Origin of the sequence: Virgibacillus salarius, assembly GCF_039521925.1 — a bacterium.
GTDB lineage: Bacteria > Bacillota > Bacilli > Bacillales > Amphibacillaceae > Virgibacillus > Virgibacillus salarius.
The window spans coordinates 1-20915 of sequence record NZ_BAAACY010000054.1 but is presented as its reverse complement, the minus strand read 5'-3'; the positions used below and the strand labels follow the sequence as shown (position 1 = coordinate 20915).

Annotated in this window: 15 protein-coding genes and 2 pseudogenes; 11 read left to right on the top strand and 6 right to left on the bottom strand. The window is 37.3% G+C overall.

What is annotated here, in order from left to right; genetic code table 11:
- Positions 1 to 537: 537 nt before the first annotated feature.
- The 4 genes from pssA to ABDZ84_RS07800 all read left to right on the top strand — a co-directional run bounded on the left by pssA (position 538) and on the right by ABDZ84_RS07800 (position 3794).
- Positions 538 to 1224, top strand: a complete 687-nt coding sequence (gene pssA / locus ABDZ84_RS07815) for a CDP-diacylglycerol--serine O-phosphatidyltransferase (protein WP_026682349.1) — start codon at positions 538 to 540, stop codon at positions 1222 to 1224.
- 171 nt (positions 1225 to 1395) lie between these two features.
- Entirely contained in the window at positions 1396 to 2055 is a 660-nt protein-coding gene (locus tag ABDZ84_RS07810) for a DUF3889 domain-containing protein (RefSeq protein WP_205389285.1), read from the top strand.
- A 293-nt stretch (positions 2056 to 2348) separates the two neighbouring features.
- Positions 2349 to 2978: a LysE family translocator gene (locus tag ABDZ84_RS07805; RefSeq protein WP_026682351.1), complete on the top strand. Its 630-nt coding sequence runs from the start codon at positions 2349 to 2351 to the stop codon at positions 2976 to 2978.
- Positions 2979 to 3038: 60 nt separating this feature from the next.
- On the top strand, positions 3039 to 3794 hold the full coding sequence (locus ABDZ84_RS07800; protein ID WP_026682352.1) for a YqcI/YcgG family protein: 756 nt from the start codon (positions 3039 to 3041) through the stop codon (positions 3792 to 3794).
- A gap of 68 nt (positions 3795 to 3862) precedes the next feature.
- Here ABDZ84_RS07800 and ABDZ84_RS07795 read toward each other — a convergent pair whose 3' ends face one another.
- Positions 3863 to 4855: a LacI family DNA-binding transcriptional regulator gene (locus ABDZ84_RS07795; RefSeq protein ID WP_321132456.1), complete on the bottom strand. Its 993-nt coding sequence runs from the start codon at positions 4853 to 4855 to the stop codon at positions 3863 to 3865.
- 95 nt (positions 4856 to 4950) lie between these two features.
- Here ABDZ84_RS07795 and ABDZ84_RS07790 point away from each other — a divergent pair, with 95 nt between their 5' ends.
- The 4 genes from ABDZ84_RS07790 (at position 4951) to ABDZ84_RS07775 (ending at position 9817) form a co-directional block, all read left to right on the top strand.
- A complete protein-coding gene (locus ABDZ84_RS07790) occupies positions 4951 to 6264 on the top strand; it encodes a DegT/DnrJ/EryC1/StrS family aminotransferase (RefSeq protein WP_166529976.1) in 1314 nt (437 codons plus the stop codon).
- Positions 6251 to 7099: an HAD-IIB family hydrolase gene (locus ABDZ84_RS07785; RefSeq protein WP_343780842.1), complete on the top strand. Its 849-nt coding sequence runs from the start codon at positions 6251 to 6253 to the stop codon at positions 7097 to 7099. Before ABDZ84_RS07790 ends, ABDZ84_RS07785 begins: the two co-directional genes overlap by 14 nt.
- Positions 7100 to 7332: 233 nt before the next feature.
- Positions 7333 to 8385: a Gfo/Idh/MocA family protein gene (locus ABDZ84_RS07780; protein ID WP_343780839.1), complete on the top strand. Its 1053-nt coding sequence runs from the start codon at positions 7333 to 7335 to the stop codon at positions 8383 to 8385.
- A gap of 271 nt (positions 8386 to 8656) precedes the next feature.
- Entirely contained in the window at positions 8657 to 9817 is a 1161-nt protein-coding gene (locus ABDZ84_RS07775) for an MFS transporter (protein ID WP_051388410.1), read from the top strand.
- A gap of 354 nt (positions 9818 to 10171) precedes the next feature.
- Here the strand turns inward: ABDZ84_RS07775 and ABDZ84_RS07770 are convergent.
- Together ABDZ84_RS07770 and ABDZ84_RS07765 are read right to left on the bottom strand one after the other, a co-directional pair.
- Positions 10172 to 11468 (bottom strand): annotated as a pseudogene (locus tag ABDZ84_RS07770) (amino acid permease).
- A 26-nt stretch (positions 11469 to 11494) separates the two neighbouring features.
- Positions 11495 to 12442: an arginine deiminase family protein gene (locus ABDZ84_RS07765; protein ID WP_026682358.1), complete on the bottom strand. Its 948-nt coding sequence runs from the start codon at positions 12440 to 12442 to the stop codon at positions 11495 to 11497.
- Between the two features lie 167 nt (positions 12443 to 12609).
- Between ABDZ84_RS07765 and ABDZ84_RS07760 the strand changes: the two genes are divergently transcribed.
- Entirely contained in the window at positions 12610 to 13239 is a 630-nt protein-coding gene (locus ABDZ84_RS07760) for a spore coat protein (protein WP_080668732.1), read from the top strand.
- A gap of 404 nt (positions 13240 to 13643) precedes the next feature.
- A complete protein-coding gene (locus ABDZ84_RS07755) occupies positions 13644 to 13844 on the top strand; it encodes a cold-shock protein (RefSeq protein WP_026682360.1) in 201 nt (66 codons plus the stop codon).
- A gap of 529 nt (positions 13845 to 14373) precedes the next feature.
- Here the strand turns inward: ABDZ84_RS07755 and ABDZ84_RS07750 are convergent.
- Positions 14374 to 17541, bottom strand: a complete 3168-nt coding sequence (locus tag ABDZ84_RS07750; RefSeq protein ID WP_343780829.1) for a DEAD/DEAH box helicase — start codon at positions 17539 to 17541, stop codon at positions 14374 to 14376.
- 356 nt (positions 17542 to 17897) lie between these two features.
- Between ABDZ84_RS07750 and ABDZ84_RS07745 the strand changes: the two are divergent.
- Positions 17898 to 18286 (top strand): annotated as a pseudogene (locus tag ABDZ84_RS07745) (Rid family hydrolase).
- Between the two features lie 158 nt (positions 18287 to 18444).
- On the opposite strand, the gene ABDZ84_RS07740 reads toward ABDZ84_RS07745, so the two are convergent.
- Complete coding sequence (locus tag ABDZ84_RS07740; protein ID WP_343780827.1) at positions 18445 to 18990, bottom strand: hypothetical protein; 546 nt, start codon at positions 18988 to 18990, stop codon at positions 18445 to 18447.
- 227 nt (positions 18991 to 19217) lie between these two features.
- Positions 19218 to 20102 carry a plastocyanin/azurin family copper-binding protein gene (locus ABDZ84_RS07735; RefSeq protein WP_343780824.1) on the bottom strand — a complete coding sequence of 295 codons (885 nt, stop codon included), beginning with the start codon at positions 20100 to 20102 and terminating at the stop codon, positions 19218 to 19220.
- Positions 20103 to 20915: the final 813 nt, after the last annotated feature.

The following is a 20915-nucleotide window of genomic DNA, read 5'->3' as shown; positions in this document are numbered from 1 at the left end:
ATAAAGTGAAACTTCAATCCGTGGGTTCTTCTTTTCTCCCACGGATTGGTAGTACCACAAGGGTATGACCTAAAGGCCCTTAAACCAATCGGACATTTACTGGCAGTTGATCCTCACTTACCCTTATTGTTTCACTTTATTGCTTGAAGTGCGGATCTTACTGCCAGTTATATGCGGGATAAAGCAACTTTGTAAATCTCTTTCGACAAAATATAGTATAATTTTCTTTAACAGCAAAGTAAATGGGGAACGCGTTGTATTCTGTTTTTAAATGAATTAATTTCAATTATTCGTGCACGAGCAATGACGCTCATTCCATACATACAAACGATAGGCGGTTTCCTACGGGATAGCGCGTTCAGACAAGCCCCCGTAGAAGCAACGTGGAAACTCGCGAAGCCACACACAGAAAGTAATTGACTTGTAGTGGCCATCAACTATATTTTCACTAGTTACATACAGATTTTTAGATTCTACAAGACTAGTTACATGACGAAATTCACCCAACTATATTGATAGACTTATTAGGAGGACATCATGAATATAAGGAAACAGATACCAAATATCTTTACACTAGGAAATCTTTATTGCGGCTTTCTATCCATTGGTTATGCCGCTTCAGGTCAATATAAAAATGCTGCTGTTCTCGTTCTTATCGGCATGATGCTAGACAGCATGGATGGCCGGATCGCTAGAATGCTTCATGCTGAAAGTTCATTAGGTAAAGAATTAGACTCTTTAGCCGATATAGTAACTTTTGGTGTAGCTCCATGCTTTTTAGTATACTATACGGTATTTTTTAATAATGGCATGCTAGGATTTGCAGTTTCCGGATTATTTCCCTTATTCGGCGCATACCGATTAGCACGATTTAATATTACATCTGAGCAACAATCCATGAATCATTTCACTGGTGTACCAATCACCGCTGCTGGCGGCATATTAGCACTATTAACCTTGTTTAATAATGAAGTTCCTAGTATTGTAACAACGGTTGTCTTTACTGCTTTATGTTTTTTAATGATTAGTACGATTAAAATTCCAAGCTTTAAAAAAATTCCTTTACCTCGCTACGGAACTATTGTGACTGTCTTTTTAGGTGCATTATTAATTATAGTGAATATCGAGTCACATGGCCGATTTCCATATTTACTTTATGTAGCAACACCTATCTATTTAATTTATGTAGCTTATCGATTTGTCAAAGTAAGAGAAACAAGATAATACATGTAAAGATACTATGTATCTAGGACGCTACTATAAAGCTGTTATGGATTTAGGAAATGGGTTGTAAAGAATAATCAGACTAATTTAGGCAAAAGGGGAATGTCACCGGTCAACCTTCATCACTCATATGTTAGTAACGGTACATGAGTCTAGAGGGGAGGAAGAAAGATGTATTATCCAAATGATCACTATAAGAGTAAACGTCCCCATCCAGCCTATCCTTTTACACAAGCTCCATATTATAGCTATAGCGACATATACACCGCACCCCCATATAACCAAGATCGGCAGCAGCCAGTTAGAGGGCAGGCTACATGGACGGATGGAGGACAAATTACACAATGTGGTATTCCATGGTCAGATAATCTGTATATGACGGCGGCGGTAGGGGAAAACTCTCCTTACCAATGCGGACAAACGCTAAAAATAAGAAATCTATCCATACCTGGTCAACGAGAAATTCTAGTAACGGTCGTTGACCAGGTTCCAAACTATCCTCCAAATAGGATTAATCTTCATCGCAAAGCATTCGAAACATTAGGAGCAAATGTAAATATGGGTGTCATTCATATTGACATTATACCCTCTCCTGAATTAGATGAAGAAAAATGGGGGAAATATCTGTTGGAAATAACTCAAACTGCTTACCCTAATTACCAAATAACAGAGTATAGTAAGGTAAGAAAAACAGAGGTTTCCGCAACACGAACAGAGGAAGTATATGAATATGTGTTACAAGCACCGCAGGATAAAATCACCGTTAGAGGGACCGTCGTTTATAATCCAAAAACAGATAAAGTGATATCGTTTGATATAAAAGAAATTTGATGAAATATGAACAGATACAGCTTCGGTATGATACCGAAGTTGTTTTTTAGGAAGAAAAAGGAAAAAACTAATGGAAGCATTGATGGATCTGGAATATTTCATATATGGTTACTCTTCATTTGCTCTTCTTTTCTGATAATTAAAGGTTGTACAAGCTTCATTTTGGAATAGAATAGTATTATAAGCTATTAAGAACTTCTCGATAGCTATACAACAAGCTTTTCATTAAATAATACCACCCCAAAATTGTAAACCGCATAACCGCATTTTTTAAATAGGGAGGGGAGCCACTTATGAACACCTTTTTTAGCTATATACTTCTTGGACTATCTTTATCTGCTCCAGTAGGTCCTATTAACGCTGCTCAATTAAATAAAGGAATACATCATGGCTTTCTTCATGCTTGGCTCGTGGGCTTGGGAGCAATGCTTGGTGACCTCCTATTTATGGTGCTTATCTATTTTGGTGTTGCCCAGTTTTTGACTACACCCTTGATGAAAACCTTTCTCTGGTTATTTGGCTTCTTCATTTTAATCTATACGGGTATTGAAAGTATTTTAAGTGCTAGAAAAGCTTTACGAGAAGATAAAGCGCTGGCTGCATCAACAAAAGGAAAATCATTTAGGACAGGCTTTTTTATGGCAATCTCTAATCCGCTAAATATCGTTTTTTGGTTGGGGATTTACGGAGCAGTATTAGCGAAGACTAGTGACCAATATAGCAATCAGCAGCTTCTCCTATTTAGTAGCGGCATATTTCTAGGAATCCTCATATGGGACGTGTTTATGGCTGGGCTAGCAAGTACGTTTCGTAAGTTTTTTCAATCAAAGACCCTTAATTACATATCGGTGTTTGCCGGCATCATTCTAATTGGGTTTGGTTTATATTTCGGGTATCAAGCATATATTCTTTTAGCGAATTAGCATAGGCATGCACCCAATTTCTCCTTCGATAATACAGTATGGTAGAAGGAGGAAAAACAAATGGGATTACTTTATGATAAGCAGCAGCTAGATGAACAGCTGGAAATACTTCCGAAATGGCAACAGGAAGCCTTTCAATCCTTCTCTTCCATGATTGCTGATACAAACACCTATCCATGTGTCCCTGCACGTCAAGGGTTTCTAGCTAATCATTTACGATTTCTTTTTGCAGGTGATCCAAACAAAGAAAGTACTGTAAAGCAGCTTGCTGATGCTTTAAGAGAGTATAGCGATTGTTCACGAAATGCAGGAAACTATACATCGTTAGCCGTATTTTTTCAAACCTCTAAGGAAATTAGAAATCGTTACGCGGAAGCGGATTATCGAGAGCTGTTCTGGTCCATTTTAAACCATGTAACAGCATTTGATGAAGCAGCATGGCCCAAGGATATTCCGACAGATCCCGCTCATCATAAATGGGAATTTTGCTTTCATGGCGAGCCGTACTTTGCCTTTTGTGCTACACCAGCTCACCATCAAAGGAAAAGCCGTCACTTCCCCTTTTTCCTCATGGCTTTTCAGCCTAGATGGGTATTTGCAGAAATGAACGAGTCCACTGCTTTTGGACGTAAAATGAAAAGCATTATCCGCAAGCGACTCACAGACTATGACGGCATTCCTGGGCATCCTGATCTCAAATGGTATGGCCAAGAGGATAACCATGAATGGAAGCAGTACTTTCTAAATGATGATGACACGAGCCCGAACAATTGTCCATTTCAACGTATGAAAAGCAAGCTTACAACGTTTTTTTAAATAAAGTGAACCTTCCATCCGTGGGGGGTTTTATTTTTCCCACGGATGGTTAGGTGAACCTAGAATGATTATGTTGATTCTCTTATGATTAGTTTAGTGGGAAGCTTCATAACTTCACGCTTCAGTTCAACACCCTCTTCAATATGTTTTAGTAATTCTAAAACAACCTGTTGACCTAGTTCTATTATTGGTATTTCGATAGTTGTAATTGTTGGAGTTGTAACCTCACAAATCAGCTGATTATCATAGCCAATAACAGCTAAGTCATCAGGGACTTTGTATCCGGATAAAATTGCTTTTTTAATAACACCTGCAGCAACCTGATCATTCCCTGTATACAAAGCTGTAGGTTTTTCTTTTACATTTATCAGCTCTTCAAAAATTCGTAAGCCATCTTCAATATTAAATGCCTTACCAAAAAACCATTCATCTATATACGGAAGATCATAATCGGATAAAGCTTTTAAATAGCCTGCTTTTCTTTCTTTTTGCGCTTGACTATAAGACAGATCATAGCAAAACCCAATTTTTCTATGTCCCTTTTTGATTAAATATTTAACTGCTTTATAGGAGGCATCAAATTCATCATACCCTATAATTGGGATTGGAGCTGAATCGTGATACTCATTACACAATAAAATTGGACCCTCTTTTAAATAAGGTTCAATAAGTCCCCATTTATTTTCTAAAGAACACAAAATTACCCCATCAATCTCTTTCTTTTTTAGTAAATCCAAGACTTTTAATTCTATTTTTTTGTTATAAAAAGTTTGAAAGATAAGAACTTTATAATTTTTCTCTAATGCATTAAAGGAGACAGCACCTTTGATTAATTGGGCAAAGAAGGGATGATCTATTCTCGGAATAGATATTGCAATAATATAGTTCTTTTTGGCCCGAAAATTACGAGCAAGACCGCTTGGCGTATAATCAAGCTGATTTATTACATGTAATATCTGTTCACGCTTTTCCTTGGAAACATAAGGCTGATTATTCAGTACTCGTGATACCGTGGTTCTAGATACATTACACAATCTAGCTATTTCATTTATTGTAGCCATTATTTCCCTCCTTAAAAAAAGTTGTTGACATGATATCGATTCCATATATTAGGATAAATACGACTTAATCATATTATATAGGGAGGGAGCAGTTGTTGAAAACTATTGTCCAAGTTACTGGTAAAAGCGACACAAATTTGTGGTTATTAAAGAATCTAAGTAGTAAATTACAAGGAGATTATTTTGAGATTCAAGATAGCATCGTAAATCAGAAGTTACATGCAACATTTTGTAGTGAAAAAGATTTTGATTTGGAAAAGGATATTTTGAATCATAAATCAGAACCACTAGATAAGGTTCCATTCATGCCTGTAAATCGTCTGATATCTGAAGATGAGGTAAATGATATTCTAGAAACTTTATCAAACGTATTACCGACTGGACAATATACAAGTGGTCCATATTTAACAGAATTTGAAGACGTCTTATCATCTTACTTACAAAAAAAGTATGTGATAGCAACAAGTAGTGGTACAGATGCGTTAATGATTAGCTTATTAGCATCCGGTCTAAAGCAAGGAGACGAAGTTATAATGCCAGCTAATAGCTTCGCCGCCACCGAGAATGCCGTGCTTGCAACTGGAGGTGTACCAGTATATGTAGATATACATCCGCACACTTATTGCATCGATAGCAATAGAATTGAATCAGCTATTACGGGTAAAACGAAGTTTATCTTGCCAGTACATATTTATGGCAAACATGCAGATATGCTTTCTATTAGAAATATAGCTGATCAGTTTAACTTAAAGGTCGTTGAAGATGCATGTCAAGCAATAGGTATAGCTAATCTAGGTGAAAAGGCAGACATTACCACATTAAGTTTTAATCCCTATAAAAACATCGGAGTATGTGGAAAAGGTGGAGCAATTGCCACAGACAATAAAGAACTTGCTGAGAAATGTATCCAATATAGCTATCATGGATTTGCAGCAGGTAAAAAAAATGTGAAAGCAATAGATTACGGTTTAAATTCAAAAATGGATAATTTACAAGCAGCTATCGGATTACAGAGAATCAAGTATTTATCATTAAATAATTTTAAGCGACTTTTGTTGGCAAATAGATATATTACTAAATTGAGTACCTTACAGAATGAGGGACTAATAGAAATTCCTGAATTAAATGGAGATAACGTTTGGCACTTGTTTCCGATCAAAATTAAAAACGATCGTAGGGATCACGTTATGAAAGCAATGAAAGAGAAATTCAATGTTGAAACTGACTTATTCTATCCAGTATTGGCACACAAACAAGATACGGATTTAGTTAAAGTAAATTATCAGGAAGTGCATTTACCTAAGACAGAATTAGCACATAGGGAGATAGTGCATTTACCACTATATCCTGACTTAGCCGTAGAAGAGCAAAACTTGGTATTGGAAGGTTTATACCATGTTATCAAGTAGTAAAGGGGGATTTAGACTATTACCGACTGTTGATTCTCCTAAATACATTGTTTTCAGTGATTTTGATGAGACATATTACCCTCATGAAATGACTAATGAAAGACAAAAGGCATTGTATGAACTTGAAGATTACTTAGAGGAGAAAAGCCAGCAAGGATTACTATTAATTGGATGGGTTACAGGAAGCAGCTTGGAATCTGTATTGCATAAAATGGAAAAAGGGAATTTCAGGTCATTTCCTCATTTTATCGCTAGTGATCTAGGAACAGAAATCACCTATTTTCTTGACCATAATTTTCTTCTACAAGATCTGGATTGGCAGTCAACCATCGACCAAACAAACTTTAACAAAAAAAATATTGATGAGATCATATCTCTATTAAACAAGGAAGACATTGAATTAAGTCCACAAACCCAATTAGGAAGTTCTCGTTATAAAAAAAATTTTTACTATCGATCTTCCATGGATACAAAGATGGATAAGAGGAATTTATCAAAGATTAAAGAAGTTGTTAAGAAATTTGGTCTTAACGTAAATATCAACCGTTGCAACCCGCTTGCTGGGGATCCGGAAGACAGTTACGATATAGATTTCATCCCAACAGGTACTGGGAAGGATGAAATTGTGAGGTTTATGTTAGAAAAATATAAAGTACATCCAGAATATGCTATTGCATTTGGTGATAGTGGAAACGACTTAAAAATGCTAAAAGCGGTAAAACATGGTTACTTAGTAGAAAATGCAGTTAAAGAGGCTAAGGATAATCACACGCATATATCTACTGGTCCATATTCTCAAGGTATCATGAATACTTTAAAATCAATTATTCAATAAGGTAGTGTAAAAAGTTTTATGAAAACAACATGACAGACGCAAACGGCAGCGTCTTGACGTTAATCGATTTCTATTTTTGGAAATGATTTACGAACGGGTTCATTACATGAAGGTACTATTAGTTACATCCTTTTATTGGATTGCGGGTCACCTCATAAATAACCTCGTTTATTAGCAGTACGTTTTTATAAGGAAACTTTTGACAGTACGTTAAATAATTAGGAGGAATAATGATGAAAAGAATCGGGATAGTTGGGGCTGGAGGTATAGCTAAAGCACATGCAATAGCATTATCTACTATTAAAGATGTTGAACTAGTTGGTGTACATGACATAAATAATCATCATTCTGAACAATTTGTAAGAAGCTTCGGTGGAAAATCATATCCTGATTACGCTGAGCTGATGCAAGATGTAGATGGTATTATCGTTGCATCTCCGAACTTTTGTCATAAGGAACATACATTACAGGCATTGTATGAAAATAAGCATGTATTATGCGAAAAGCCCATGGCAATATCTATTGAAGAAGCGAACCTAATGAGAAAAACGGCAGAACAAAACAGCGCCTTAGCTGTTATGGGTTTTAACTACCGCTATTTAGAAATAGTTAATATCCTTAAAAGCCTAATTATCAGTAACGAACTCGGGCACGTACTAGCAATAAAAATTCATTTTAAAAAGAACAGTGCATTAAGGAGAAAAAAGTATACTTGGAGGGACGACGCTAATAGTAAAAAAACAAGTGGAACGCTAGGAGATCTGGGAATTCACCTTATTGATTTAATTTGGTACTTATTTAAAAGTAACTTCAAAGAAGAAACCGTAAATGTCAAAATAGAAACAAATGTTAAAACAAAAGAAGATAAACATGTACACGTAGATGATTATGCTGAAGTCTTCGGACAGCTGGAAAACCAAGTTTTTGTTAACTTAATTACTTCGAAAATATCTGATATAGAAGAATGCGGTTTTGGAATAGAGGTTATTGGTCATAAAAAGGAATTTAAATATCATACCAAAAATCCTCTTGTATATGAATTAAAAGCTGGTATAGACAAGGAAGAATATTCCGTACCGCCTACTTTACTATACAACCCTCCAACTGAGTTTTATGGGTGGGCTGATTCATTTAGAAATGAGTTAATTGCATGGATTAACAAAGCAAACCAGAAACCTTTAGTCGATATACCAACTTTTGCAGATGGATATCGTTCTCAAGAAATATTAGAGATGTTCTTCCAGAAGGAAAAAACAAACAAATATCAGGAGCTTGTAACGAGTTAAAGAACAAAAGCACAAGCGAAACGTAGGACTGGAGCGAATCAACGAAGGTAAAGGAATCACAGTGAGCTTGCGAGCCGATGTTGATTTAGATTAGGGGTTTCGTGAATTCGCATCGTTTCTGGGCGCTGGAACTGGACGCAGCTCAATACGCGCCTATGTATCCACACAGGCAAATTTTATAATTTCCTGAACCAATAAAAAACAGGGATTTAAAAGTCCCTGTTTTTTCAATAGGAGTGATACCGTGAGAGGGATATTCATCTTCGGATGTATGTTTTACTTCGTAGTTGGTGTAATTCATATAAGTATAGGAAGCCTCACACCATACTTATTAGATTATTTCAACATTGCAGCAAATGACCTATCTGTTATTATATTTTTTCAGTTTTTCGGTTTTGTAAATGGGGTAATACTATCTCCAATGATCGTAAAAAGATATAACCATCTTCAGGTCATTACGTTTGGTTTAATCGTTTTAATCCTTGTATTGAGCGGATTCTTTATCATAAAGGATTGGTACTATATTGGTATCATGATGTTTTTATTAGGGTATGGTGCTGGAACTCTAGAAACGACAATAGGCTCTTTAATCATAGCAACTCACAAAGATAATGTAGAAAAAATGAGTAAATTAGAAGTATTTTTCGGGTTAGGTGCATTTACTTTCCCTATTTTGGTACATATTTTTATAGACATAGAAAACTGGTTCTTACCTTTCTACGTTCTTTTTTCCCTACTACTAGTGATGCTAGTCGGATGGTCTATCTTATTGTCAAAAAATCAATTTGAAATAAACGACATGAAACATCAATTTCATATAGCACCGGATAATAATAAAGTTATTCAACACTTTATTCATCATCCGAGAAAATTTAAATTTTTATTTTTAATTGCATGTTTTGCTTTTTTATATGCAGGAATTGAAACGAACCTGGCGAATTTTTTACCCGTAATCATGATAAATCTAGGCTTTGAGAATTATAGCTTAATTAGTGTATCTGTTTTCTGGAGTGGGATTGTATTAGGGAGATTAGTTATCGGGAATTTGAGTAAAAAGATTACTTATTCAAACTATCTAATTGTAAGCTGTTTGTTATTGATCGTTTTCTTGAATCTTTTTCCTTATATTGCATACCCGTTACTACAGTTAGTAAATATTTTCCTAATCGCATTCAGTATTGCGGGGATATTCCCTATCGTTTTGACATTGAGCTCTATTATCATTGGGAAATATGTTGATGAGGTTACGAGTATATTTATAGCCGCTGCTAGTTTTGGTGGAGCGATAATATCTCTTTTGATTGGCTGGAGTATAGAAAATGGCCATACTTTGCTTATCTTTACGATTATGGCTGCTATTTTGATATGGATATCAACAAAGATAAAATATGAAGATACAGTGAAAGTCAATTCAACGCAAAAGCTCTCTTAATGTATTATTTGTCTGATGATATTAATACGAGCAGCCACGATAATTTATATCTTTTGCTTTATTTCATATTCTGTTACAGATTCTACCAGAAATTTCGCGAAAGAGATTGATAATCTGTTAGGGACACATAACTCCTTAAGCTCCATTCTAAAGACGAACAATCAACTACGCTATCTCCGGAAACGTAGAGACGTGCAGAAGGAAAGGCTGTGATGAAACCCTAAAGCTCGCACCATGAGAAGGCTCACCAGCCGACCGATGAAAGCAGAGTATAGTTTCCGGAGACACTTTCATATGTGAACCATTCTTGCTAGTTGATCGTTTTTTTGATGCAAACACTTTAGTCCTCATGGTTCAATATTGCCTTCGTTTATGAATGATACTAGCAGCAATGGCAATGAGTAACAGAAAAATCAAGCTCACGATAAACCCTACCCTACTTGCCTTCTCCATCACGGTGCCCAAAACTGTGACAGTAATGAGTAGCATACCTATTGTTGTTTTGATCCAATCCATCACTGATGGCTGCATTAGCTTCGTATACGTCGCTAAAATAAATACCCAATTATAAATCAGCATTAAGCCAGCAGCAGTCGTCACATATTCAAAGATTTTCTCTGGCAATAAAATTGCAATAATCGTTGAAATAAAAAGACCTGCTGCGGTAAATAAAAAAGCTGGTATCGGAATTTTCCACTTCCCCTTTTTAGCGATCCGTGCTGGTGCATCGTGATCCTCTGCAAGGGATGTTAAAATCGTTACTACTGCATAAAGAGCTGCTACCATTGTTGAAAAACCAGCAATGATTAAGATCCCATTTAATATGTCTGTTACGTAAGGGACATGAAAAGTGGAAAGCGCTGTTATAAACGGGCTTTCATCTGGGTTTATTTCATGCCAGGAAACTAGCGACAAAGCAAGTGCAAGCGACATTACATAAATAAATGTAAGTCCTATTATCATAATTCTGCCTGCTTTCGGCGCAGACTTTGGCTCTTTTAAATCAACAACTAATAGACCCATAACCTCTATTCCTCCAAAAGCGTAAAACGCATAAAGCATAGCATTCCACATTCCCAAGGTACCCTCGGAAAAAGAAATTACCATCTTTTTCAAGAAGCGTTGCTTCACCGATCAATCCCCGGATAATAAGCGTAATGGCGACAATAATAAACATGAGAATAGCTGCTGTCTTCACAACGCCAAATACGTTCTCAAACTTCTCAAAGCCTTTCATACCAGTTAAAATAACAAGCAACCCTAGTACCGAATAAATCGCAGCCAGCAACCATAAGGGTATGCTAGGAAACCAGAATTGCGTAAAGATGCCTAATGCAATGAGCTGACTGCCCATAATCAACATTTCAGATATGCAATACACCCAGCCATTACTGAATCCGGCCCATCTCCCAAAGGCTCGTCTGGCATAAACGCGAAACGAACCCTTATCTGGATGCTCCACAGACATCTTTGCTAATGCATCATACACGATGTACGTTCCTATTGCCGCCAAAATAAATGGAATTAAAACAGCTGGGCCGCTTTTTTGGATCGCAATACTGGAGCCAAGAAAAAAGCCCGTTCCTATGGTGCAGCCTACGCCAAGCAGAGACAGCTGCCACCACTTCATATTCCCCCTACTTCTACGCATCAACAGCGTCACCCCCCATAAGATTATTACATTGAGCTTTTCCGTTGAAGGGGGAGCGTCATGCAACGTATGCCTCCACCAGCCTTTTCTAACTCAGTAACTTCAATTTCGATGATGTTCTTCCTTTGTAATTTCGGATGACTTCTTAACCTTTGTTTATGTGCTTGCTTACTAATAAGAATGGTTTCTGGATTAAGATTAAGAAAATTAATATCAGGAATCGTATTATATTCTTCAAGCCAGTAAACCTCAAAACCATGACGATTTAGGAATTGCTCTGGCATCTCATATCTTGATGCTCGCTCTGTCCAAACATGAATAGGAAAATGGCGAACGAAGCTTTTGGACACGACCACATCCTTACTAGCTACATTGCAATTCATATCTAAATGTAGTGTATCTGTACGTCTTGGTAAGCTAATAATTCCTATTTCAGAAAAACCCGCAGCAAATATACTCTGCTTTATCTGCTCCACACTTTCTATACTTGTCCGCATGCCAACATTAATCCAAACGGCATCTCGATTAAGCAAAAGCACATCCCCATACTCTAGTGCTTTTATGTAGTTATTTTCATGCATTCTAAAGGAATTTGGAAACCATTTGTCCATTAATACATGTGCTTGTACATATTCTGGACGTCTCATCGACGTACCTGCTTCTCCAGGTAGAATGGTATTCCCAAATACACAGGCTAAATCTCTCACAAAAAAACGATTGATGAGTTGGTCACTTAGCTGTTGATCCTCTTTAGTTAAATACGCTGAATAATCAATAACCTGAACGCCGGCATTTTGTAAAGCTGCTTTCAATTCAAGAAAATTTTCATGTGCTTTTTTATAATTAACAGGCGCACTCCACTGTACTTCCTCAGCTGTCTTTATATCTGGAATACTTACCATTGATGGTGCACATACTAGCACCGTTTCCAACACATCATGCTCCGACCAACAATTAGGCTCAAATGCTAACATGGCATATCCTACCTTCTATTATGTATTCATCTTATCGTTTCCAACTCGAAAAAAATTTATGTGGAGGATATACCGAAAAGAAAAAATGACATTTATACATGAAAATTCCTAAATCGGAGAATCTAAGCATGGACAAAATTAACATAGGAGGTATTAGGATGGAAAATATGAATAATATGAATCAACAAGGAAATCAACAGCAGCCCAGCAACATGCCACAAAATCAGCCGATGCAAAACCATGGAGGACATGAATTATTTGATGCGCATGAGGTAATTGCTGGCATCATTAGCATGCTCGATCAATATCAAATGTACGATCAGCACATTCAAGATCCGGAGTTAAAGGAAATCCTACAACGCCAATCGACATTTGTTACACAAGCATACAATACAATTGTACAAGCGTTCCAGACAGGACAAGATCCACAAGTCCCGACACAACAATACGAAATGGAGCAGAACAACAATACCGTCTATGGCATCAAGCCAGGGCAGCCTAAAAAACCAAACGCCTCAATTAATGAGCTTTCTGATCAAGGGCTTTCCGCTTACATGCTAGGACAAACAAAATCCCTAACTTCTCTACTAGCGATGACTGCGGTGGAAATGACCAACCCGGTCTTACGCCGTGTAATCGCCGATACCGTTCCGAACTTTATTGAGCTAAGTTATGAAATATTCCTTTATCAAAACAAGCATGGGTACTACCAAGTACCTCAGCTAAGCCAACAGGATATGAACCAAATGCTAAACAGCTACACAACCGTTCCTCAACAAGGAACTAACTTGCAATAAGAATAGGTGGAACAAAGGCAAAACATTAGCAAAAACGAACTCTTTATTGCCCAACACCACAACGAGCTACTTCTTTAAAAGAGGAGTAGCTTTTTCTATTGCAATATATCATCATCAAACTAACCTGTTGCCTGTGAGCTTAAATGATAGCACATGAATATCGGTTCGGTTGATCGTAATTTCATCTCTTTCTTCCATGAATCCTCAAAACCCTTATCCCATTACTAATTTTTAATACGGCAAATCAGTTCCTCTATTGCTTTTTTAATAATCAAATGATATAATAAGATTTAATTATTTTTGTTCGGTGTAAAGGATAGCATAAGTAATCACTTTTCGTCTTGAGATTCGCTTTGGGCAAGGATAGTAATATAATGTGCGAGAACGCACTAGGAGGCAACATAATGGAACAAGGTATTGTTAAATGGTTTAACGCAGAAAAAGGGTTTGGTTTTATCGAGCGCGAAGGTAATGACGATGTATTCGTACACTTCTCTGCAATCCAAAGTGAAGGGTTTAAATCTTTAGACGAAGGTCAAAAAGTTACTTTTGATGTTGAGCAAGGTGCTCGCGGACCGCAAGCTGCTAGCGTTCAAAAAGCTTAGGTGGAACAAAGAGGCTGAGACAAACGAATAAAGAAACAATTAAAACGAACGATAATTAGTTGAAATTAATTATCGTTCGTTTTTTGATTAGAATCATTCATTTAGCACTTGAAATAAGCGAGACTTCGGCGGGAACAGCACGAGTCCGAAGCTCCACGTGGTAACGTGTTTTTCTTTACCAAGTTAGCTGAGTCCGTGCCCGCTGAAAGCGCGTATAGTTTCACGGTGAGCGATGATACTCCTATGGACAACATGATTATTCGTATTTTAAACAAAGAAGTTGTGTTTTGTCCCAGTCTTTTTTTGTAGTCTAGGAATTTATAAAATTTTCCCGTGCGGATACATAGACGCGTGTTGAGCCACGTCCAGCGCCAGCACCCACAAACTAGTCTACTTCACGAATCGCCCTCTAAGTCATCATCGGTTCCAAGCTCACCTTGATTCCTTTTATCACCGCACTCCAGTCATTACATTTCTAATCGGGCGCTTGCGCTTTTGTTCTCGAATAAGTTCCTATATAGTTGATTTCCTAGAACATCAGTATCTCACGAATATCTTCCTCAGTAATGGATGAGGCTAATTTATTCTGGGGATCAATCATTTCTTCAATCAGATGCTTTTTCTTCGCTTGTAGTTCATTCATTTTTTCCTCAATGGTACCCTTTGAAACTAGCTTAATCACTTGCACGACATTCTCTTGTCCCATGCGATGAGCGCGGTCAGCAGCTTGCTGTTCTACTGCTGGATTCCACCACATATCATATAATATCACTGTATCAGCACCTGTTAAATTAAGACCCGTTCCCCCTGCTTTCATAGAGATAAGAAAGAAATCACGTTCTCCCATATTAAACCGACGACATCGGTCCACTCGTTCTTTTGACGGCGTCTCTCCATCTAGATAAAAATAAGGAATCCCTTGATGTACTAAATCTTTCCCTATCAGATCTAGCATTTTCGTAAACTGAGAAAAGATCAATACCCTTCTACCGGCAAGACTTGACTCTTTGATCAGCTGTTTAAGCTGCTCTAATTTTGCTGAGGAACCTTTATAGCCTTCAACAAATAATCCTGGATGGCAGCAAATCTGACGGAGCCTTGTTAATCCGGCAAGTATTTTGATACGATTTTTCCGTAATGTATCTCTATCTAAGTGCTTTAAGGTATCCTGCCGCAGCTTCGCTAAGTAAGCTGCATAAAGCCTTTTTTGATCAGGCAACAACTCTATAGATTCTATCGCCTCCATTTTTTCCGGCAGCTCTGCTAACACATCTTTTTTTATTCTACGAAGTAAAAATGGGCGCATTCGTCGGATAATCTGTTTCCTCGTTAGATTGTGAAAGTCCTTCAATCCCTGAAAAAGCACAGGAAAGACGACGTGAAAAATGGACCATAATTCCTCTAGGTTATTTTCCATTGGTGTTCCCGTTAGAGCAAAACGATAATCGGCCTGAAGTTTCTTTACCGCCCTAGCTGTCTGCGTCACTGGATTCTTAAACGCTTGTGCTTCATCAAAAAATATAGTGTGAAAGAGCTGCTTCTCAAACCAATGTATATCTCTGCGTAAAAGCGGATACGAGGTAATCACAACATCCATTTCCATAATCCGTTTACGTTTTTCCACGCGCGTCTTTTGATTGCCATCGATAATAGCTGCTTGGATCTCCGGGGTAAACATATTCAATTCATGAAGCCAATTATAGGTTAACGAAGATGGACAAATGATTAATACGGGAAGACCACGTTTTCGAATTGTGTTAAGCTCTGACTGTATAAACGTCATACTTTGCATCGTTTTCCCTAGCCCCATATCATCTGCCAAAACCCCACCAAATCCATAGCTGGACAGTGTTTTCATCCAACGAAATCCATACTTTTGATATTCACGTAACACCGACTGTAAACGTGCTGGGATCGGATATTGATTTAGATCAGGATTCTCTATCCTCTTCAAAAACTGCCGGAACGATTCCTCTAAGGTAAAGACTATATCGGAAGCAGCATCCAATAGTTCAAATCCTTTGGTTACTGGTACATGTAGTCCTGCTTCTAGATCATCATCCTGATTTGGAACTGCCTGTAAAAATCGCTGTATTTCTTCAAATTCACTTGTTTCTAACGTGAGTAGAGAACCATCTCGTAACCGATAATACTTTCTTTTTTCTTCAAGCGTCGCTAACAAATCGCGAATATCTTGTTCCGGAAAACCTTCAATTTCAAACTTAAATTCCAGCCAATTCATCCTATCCTTATGTGCCTTCACTTTAATTCTTGGCGGAACAGGGCTCTTTATAACCCGAGCTCGAACCGCTGACGTCGCATAGACGTTGACCAGCTTCTGTAGCTTCGGGAGTTTATGATATAAAAATTCATATTCGAGTGCTTCATTATGCAGGTAGTATCCTTCTTCTGTAACAGCAAATTGACTGTCCTCCATCCATTGGAGGATAGCCTCCTCCTTCTCCCTATCCCTAATAATCATCGTACCCGTTGGAATAGGACGATTCTCTAACGGATTAATCACGATATTTTCATAATGAAACTCGATACTTGCCAATAGTCTATTTTTTACACGATCCAAATACAGCTTGCCACGAAGTGGTGTTTGGGTTAGAACAGATGATAATTTAGCAGACAAATGTAAGGAACCTAATTTTCGTAGTCTAGGAACGACGTTTTCCATAAATACTGCAACCTGTTCAGTAGTGATCAATATATGCTTTGCTTTTGTTGCATGTAGCATTTGCTTAAGCTCTCCCAAATACGTCATATCCTCCCGATCCAAAGGCATGAAACTGCGATCAAACAGAACCATTTGATATATAGTTAGGATTTCTACACGATTAAGCCCGTCTATTTCTAGCAGAAAACCATCGCCAGTATTCGTTTCTTTCACAGAAAATTGGATTGGCAGGGCCTCCCTTTCTATACGCAGACCTACGAATGCTTTTCTATTCATATGAAGTGTTACATCTGATAATCCGGTAAGTAATGGCAGCAATTGTTGCCAAGCAGTCGTAGGAATCGGTAAGAGATCCTCCCTTTGCATGTGTGCGGTACTTACATAGACATTCTCATCCATCATCACCTGAATCAACTGCTGCAGCACTGCATCTTTATCATTGGTAAAACAATGAAGCTCTGGATCATAAGAAGGTAGAAAATAGGGATTTCCTTCTCCCACAGCCGACAGAAAATCGCGAACATGTTGTATTCGCTCCGCACCTAACTGTATGCCAATACCAATCATGCTCTGCCCTTTGCTATTTGAGATTATTTCACAATTAAAGCCAAGAGAAAGCACCTGTCTATCTTCAAAATGCCGTTGTCTACCACTAGGCCTAGCAGTACGCTGATCAAACATATTGATAAATCCTTCTGCTAGCTGTTGGTTCGAAAGATTCGCCTGCTTCTCCTGCTGTCGATCAGCTATCGCCAGCAAGACAGCGGCAATATGCTGACAATTCTTTGAAAATGAGGCTAACGACGGACAGCTACAGCTTGTATGTACTTCATTTTTATCTGTTCTTTCGATGGATACCTGAAAGTCTTCGTTACCAGTAACTGTTGCCTCACAGTAATTGTCCGTATAGGTGTTTAAGGTCACTTTATTTGCTCGAAAAAAAGAGACTCCTTTTTTCAAGGAGGATGTTCCGCACATTTCTTCTATTTTTTTATGAGTTAGTTTGATATCCACTAGTATCGCCTGCTTCTCTCTAACGTCCATTACTAAGTAAGATTGTATCATATGCAAAGGTTGTTACCTAACGTTCTAATAGTGATAACAGATGAGATATTAACTTACAGCATATTGGTAAAAAAAGGAGTCAGTTGTGAAAGCTACAGGTTGACGGATTGTTCAAGCCGATGACTAAAATTTGACTACATAAAAAAGAGGGTACTCAATATGAAGGAGAATATGGAGAACCAATATTGCATAAGCAAATTTTAGATATAAATTTAAAGGGATAATACTTTAGTGCCATATGTTTTCTGAGTAAAGAAAGTAATATACAATAATTTAAAAATCTATTAATAATAGGCGGATTTAAAATGAAAGTAGTTAGAAATCCTGAAAGCGTTCATAAACCGTTAGCACCATATAACCATCAAATAGAGACAACAGGAAATATGAGGTGGCTGACTTTATCCGTCAACTTGGTATGGACGTTAAGGGGAATGTACCAGAAGATTCCTCAGAACAGTTAAAATTGGCTTTTCAAAATATAAAACTTAATTTACAAGAGGCAAATATGGATGTAAAGGATCTCACTAAACTTGTGTTTTATATTGTTGGAGAAATGGATGCAGGCAAAAGAAGAGAGATGATTGGTGAATTCCTAGGGGAGTATTTACCTTGAACAACAATGGTGTTTGTAGTAGCTTTAGCCGCTCCTCCATTTAAAGTGGATGTTGATGCATGGGCATGTAAAGAAGAATGAAATAAAAGTATAATTAGGCCCAAAAAGGAAAACCTTTTTGGGGAATCGTCAGGATTGTGAATTTACAACAAGACACTTTTCCCATGTTTAACAACATTAAGAAAGTACTAATCCGTCTTAACTATCAAGCTATTATTTAATTTGCGACGTATTAATTATCATTTCATATATTCAATGTTTTCAGTAATATTATCAAGGACTTCGTCAGGTTGCTTTGAATAATAAACCCAATACTTGACTTCTTTTGAAAAATCCTCCGTAATTTCTATTGTGAACTTAGTCATTCTTGCTGATTTGCCAAAGATTTTAACATCTTTCACATCGGCGTCCTCTGGTTGAACGATAGTAACAATCGGTGCATCCCCTGCGCTAAGGGAACTTGCTTGAATAGCATCCCAGCTCTTTATCCAAACAAGCTTGTCTTTTTCATTTTTTAAAATCGCTGGACTTAATCCATTTGTAGGATTATACAAAAATACATAAATGTAGTCTTGTTTAAGATCATAATCGACAATATCTTCGGGATTATAGCTATTTGCTTTTATTACTTTTTGAATTTGCTCCTCGAAAGAGAGCGTTTCAGAAGCATTTTCATCTACACCCTCAGATACAACGCTTTCATTTTTGGTATGATCATTACTTTCTTCATTGGAGCAACCAAAAAGGAATAGGATTACAGTAACGGATAACAGTAGCTTCTGCAAACAAACCTCTCCTTTTCTTTTAAGCTTCGTTTACTTATTTAAATTTATTTTCGTATAAAGTGAAACTTCAATCTGCAGGAGTTTTGTTAGCTCCCACGGATTGTTCGTACCTCAAGGGTATGACCGACATTTACGCAGTTGATCCCACACTTATCAACATTAGTTTTATAGTTAATATGATCATACCATACAATAAGTATAACGTTCATGACAATTATCAAATTCTCTTATAGTGTCACCTCTATCTCACCTTCCATCCCCGCTTCTTTATGTCCGGGGATCGTGCAAATATAACGATATGTACCTGGTATAAGCGGGGTAAATGTAGTAACTTGATTCTCACCCGCATCACTATGCAGCTGAATCGAATAATTCGATTCCTGATGATGAGCAGAGGATGTACCCTGTGCTTTCAATCCGATAATTACTAAATGATGCTCCATCGTCCCACGGTTAGCTAAGACAAGATTTATTGTTTCTCCAACTGCTACCGTCGCTCGGTTTGGCAAAAACGTATATTCATCAGCCTCTATCTGTAGATGCTTTGCCTGAAGCTGGCTATGGCTATTGTTATAATCATTGGCTGAATAAGGCATAACCGGACCTAATTGCTGATACGCCATTAAAAATAGGGGAATTATCACAATAAGTGTTAAGGGATGGAGGAACCAGCCACTTGCTTTTGTAGTAGATTCTTGCTTCATTAAATAATAAAGAATGAGCACGGTACCTACAAACAATGCAACTATGATTCGAATCATTGCCTCCTGGTTTTCTGTAGCAATCATATCCCCTAGCATAGCTCCCATCATCCCTCCCATGATACCCGCTAAAGCCCCATCAATTACTGCCAACATGCTTATTGGCATACCAGCCAAATAACCAGTAGCCATTCCTACTAGCATTCCAATCACTGTCGAATCAAACAAATTCCCAGATAGAAAGGCTCCTATGATTACACCAATAGCTAATCCAGCACTCATTCCAAGGGCCATTGCCACCATCATCCCAGACATCACAGCAATCTTATTTCGATAATATATTGTATTCCAGATAATGAAGGCTGAAAGTAAAGCAATAACTAGTATGATTACAAACATTGAAATTGTCATTTTCCATTCTCCTCGCAAACTTGTCCTATTGCTTCATTATATGAATCGTTAAGCTATTCATTCACTATAAAGTTCAACTAATCGGACATTTACTGGCAGTCGATCCCCGCTTACCAATTTTGATTTCATTTTATTGTTTGAGGCGGGGGCTTACTGCCAGTTATATGCGGGATAAATAAATCAATCGTAGTTGTCACAGAAAATTTTGATTTCATGCATCGTTTCTTCGCACATTTTTTTAGACTTTATAAAGTGAAGCTTCAATCAGTGGAAGTTTTATTGATCCCAAACTTATCCATATTGATTTCACTTTATTTCTTGAGAAGTGGGGGACTTACTGTCAGTTAGATGCAGGATAAACCTCCTATTATCGTCTAACTATGGAAGGTGTACCTTTACATTTTTCTTTCGCGAAACAAATTAGAGAGGTTAGGTTACCATTTACTTTTTCGCTACAGCTTCCTCATCATTGTTTCTCTAACTGAGTAATAAATTATCTATGTTTAACAGATTCATCCAGAATGAACTTATTGAATGAGCTAAACGTAAAACTGCACAAATAATTAATATACTTTCAAGGTTCATAAGCGCTTGTAACTGCTAAAAAATTAACAATTGTAGCTATTACAAAAGATATTTATCGATTTGAAGCACTCGATAAAAAACTGTGTCAAAAAAGGATGGACGAGATCTAGCGAAGAACACGACCGATATATTCAAGAATAAGCAGACTCAGGATCAACTGTGACCGTCAAGTAAAATGACACAATTTCTGCTTATTAATTTGAAACACTTTACTGCCCAAATATGGTT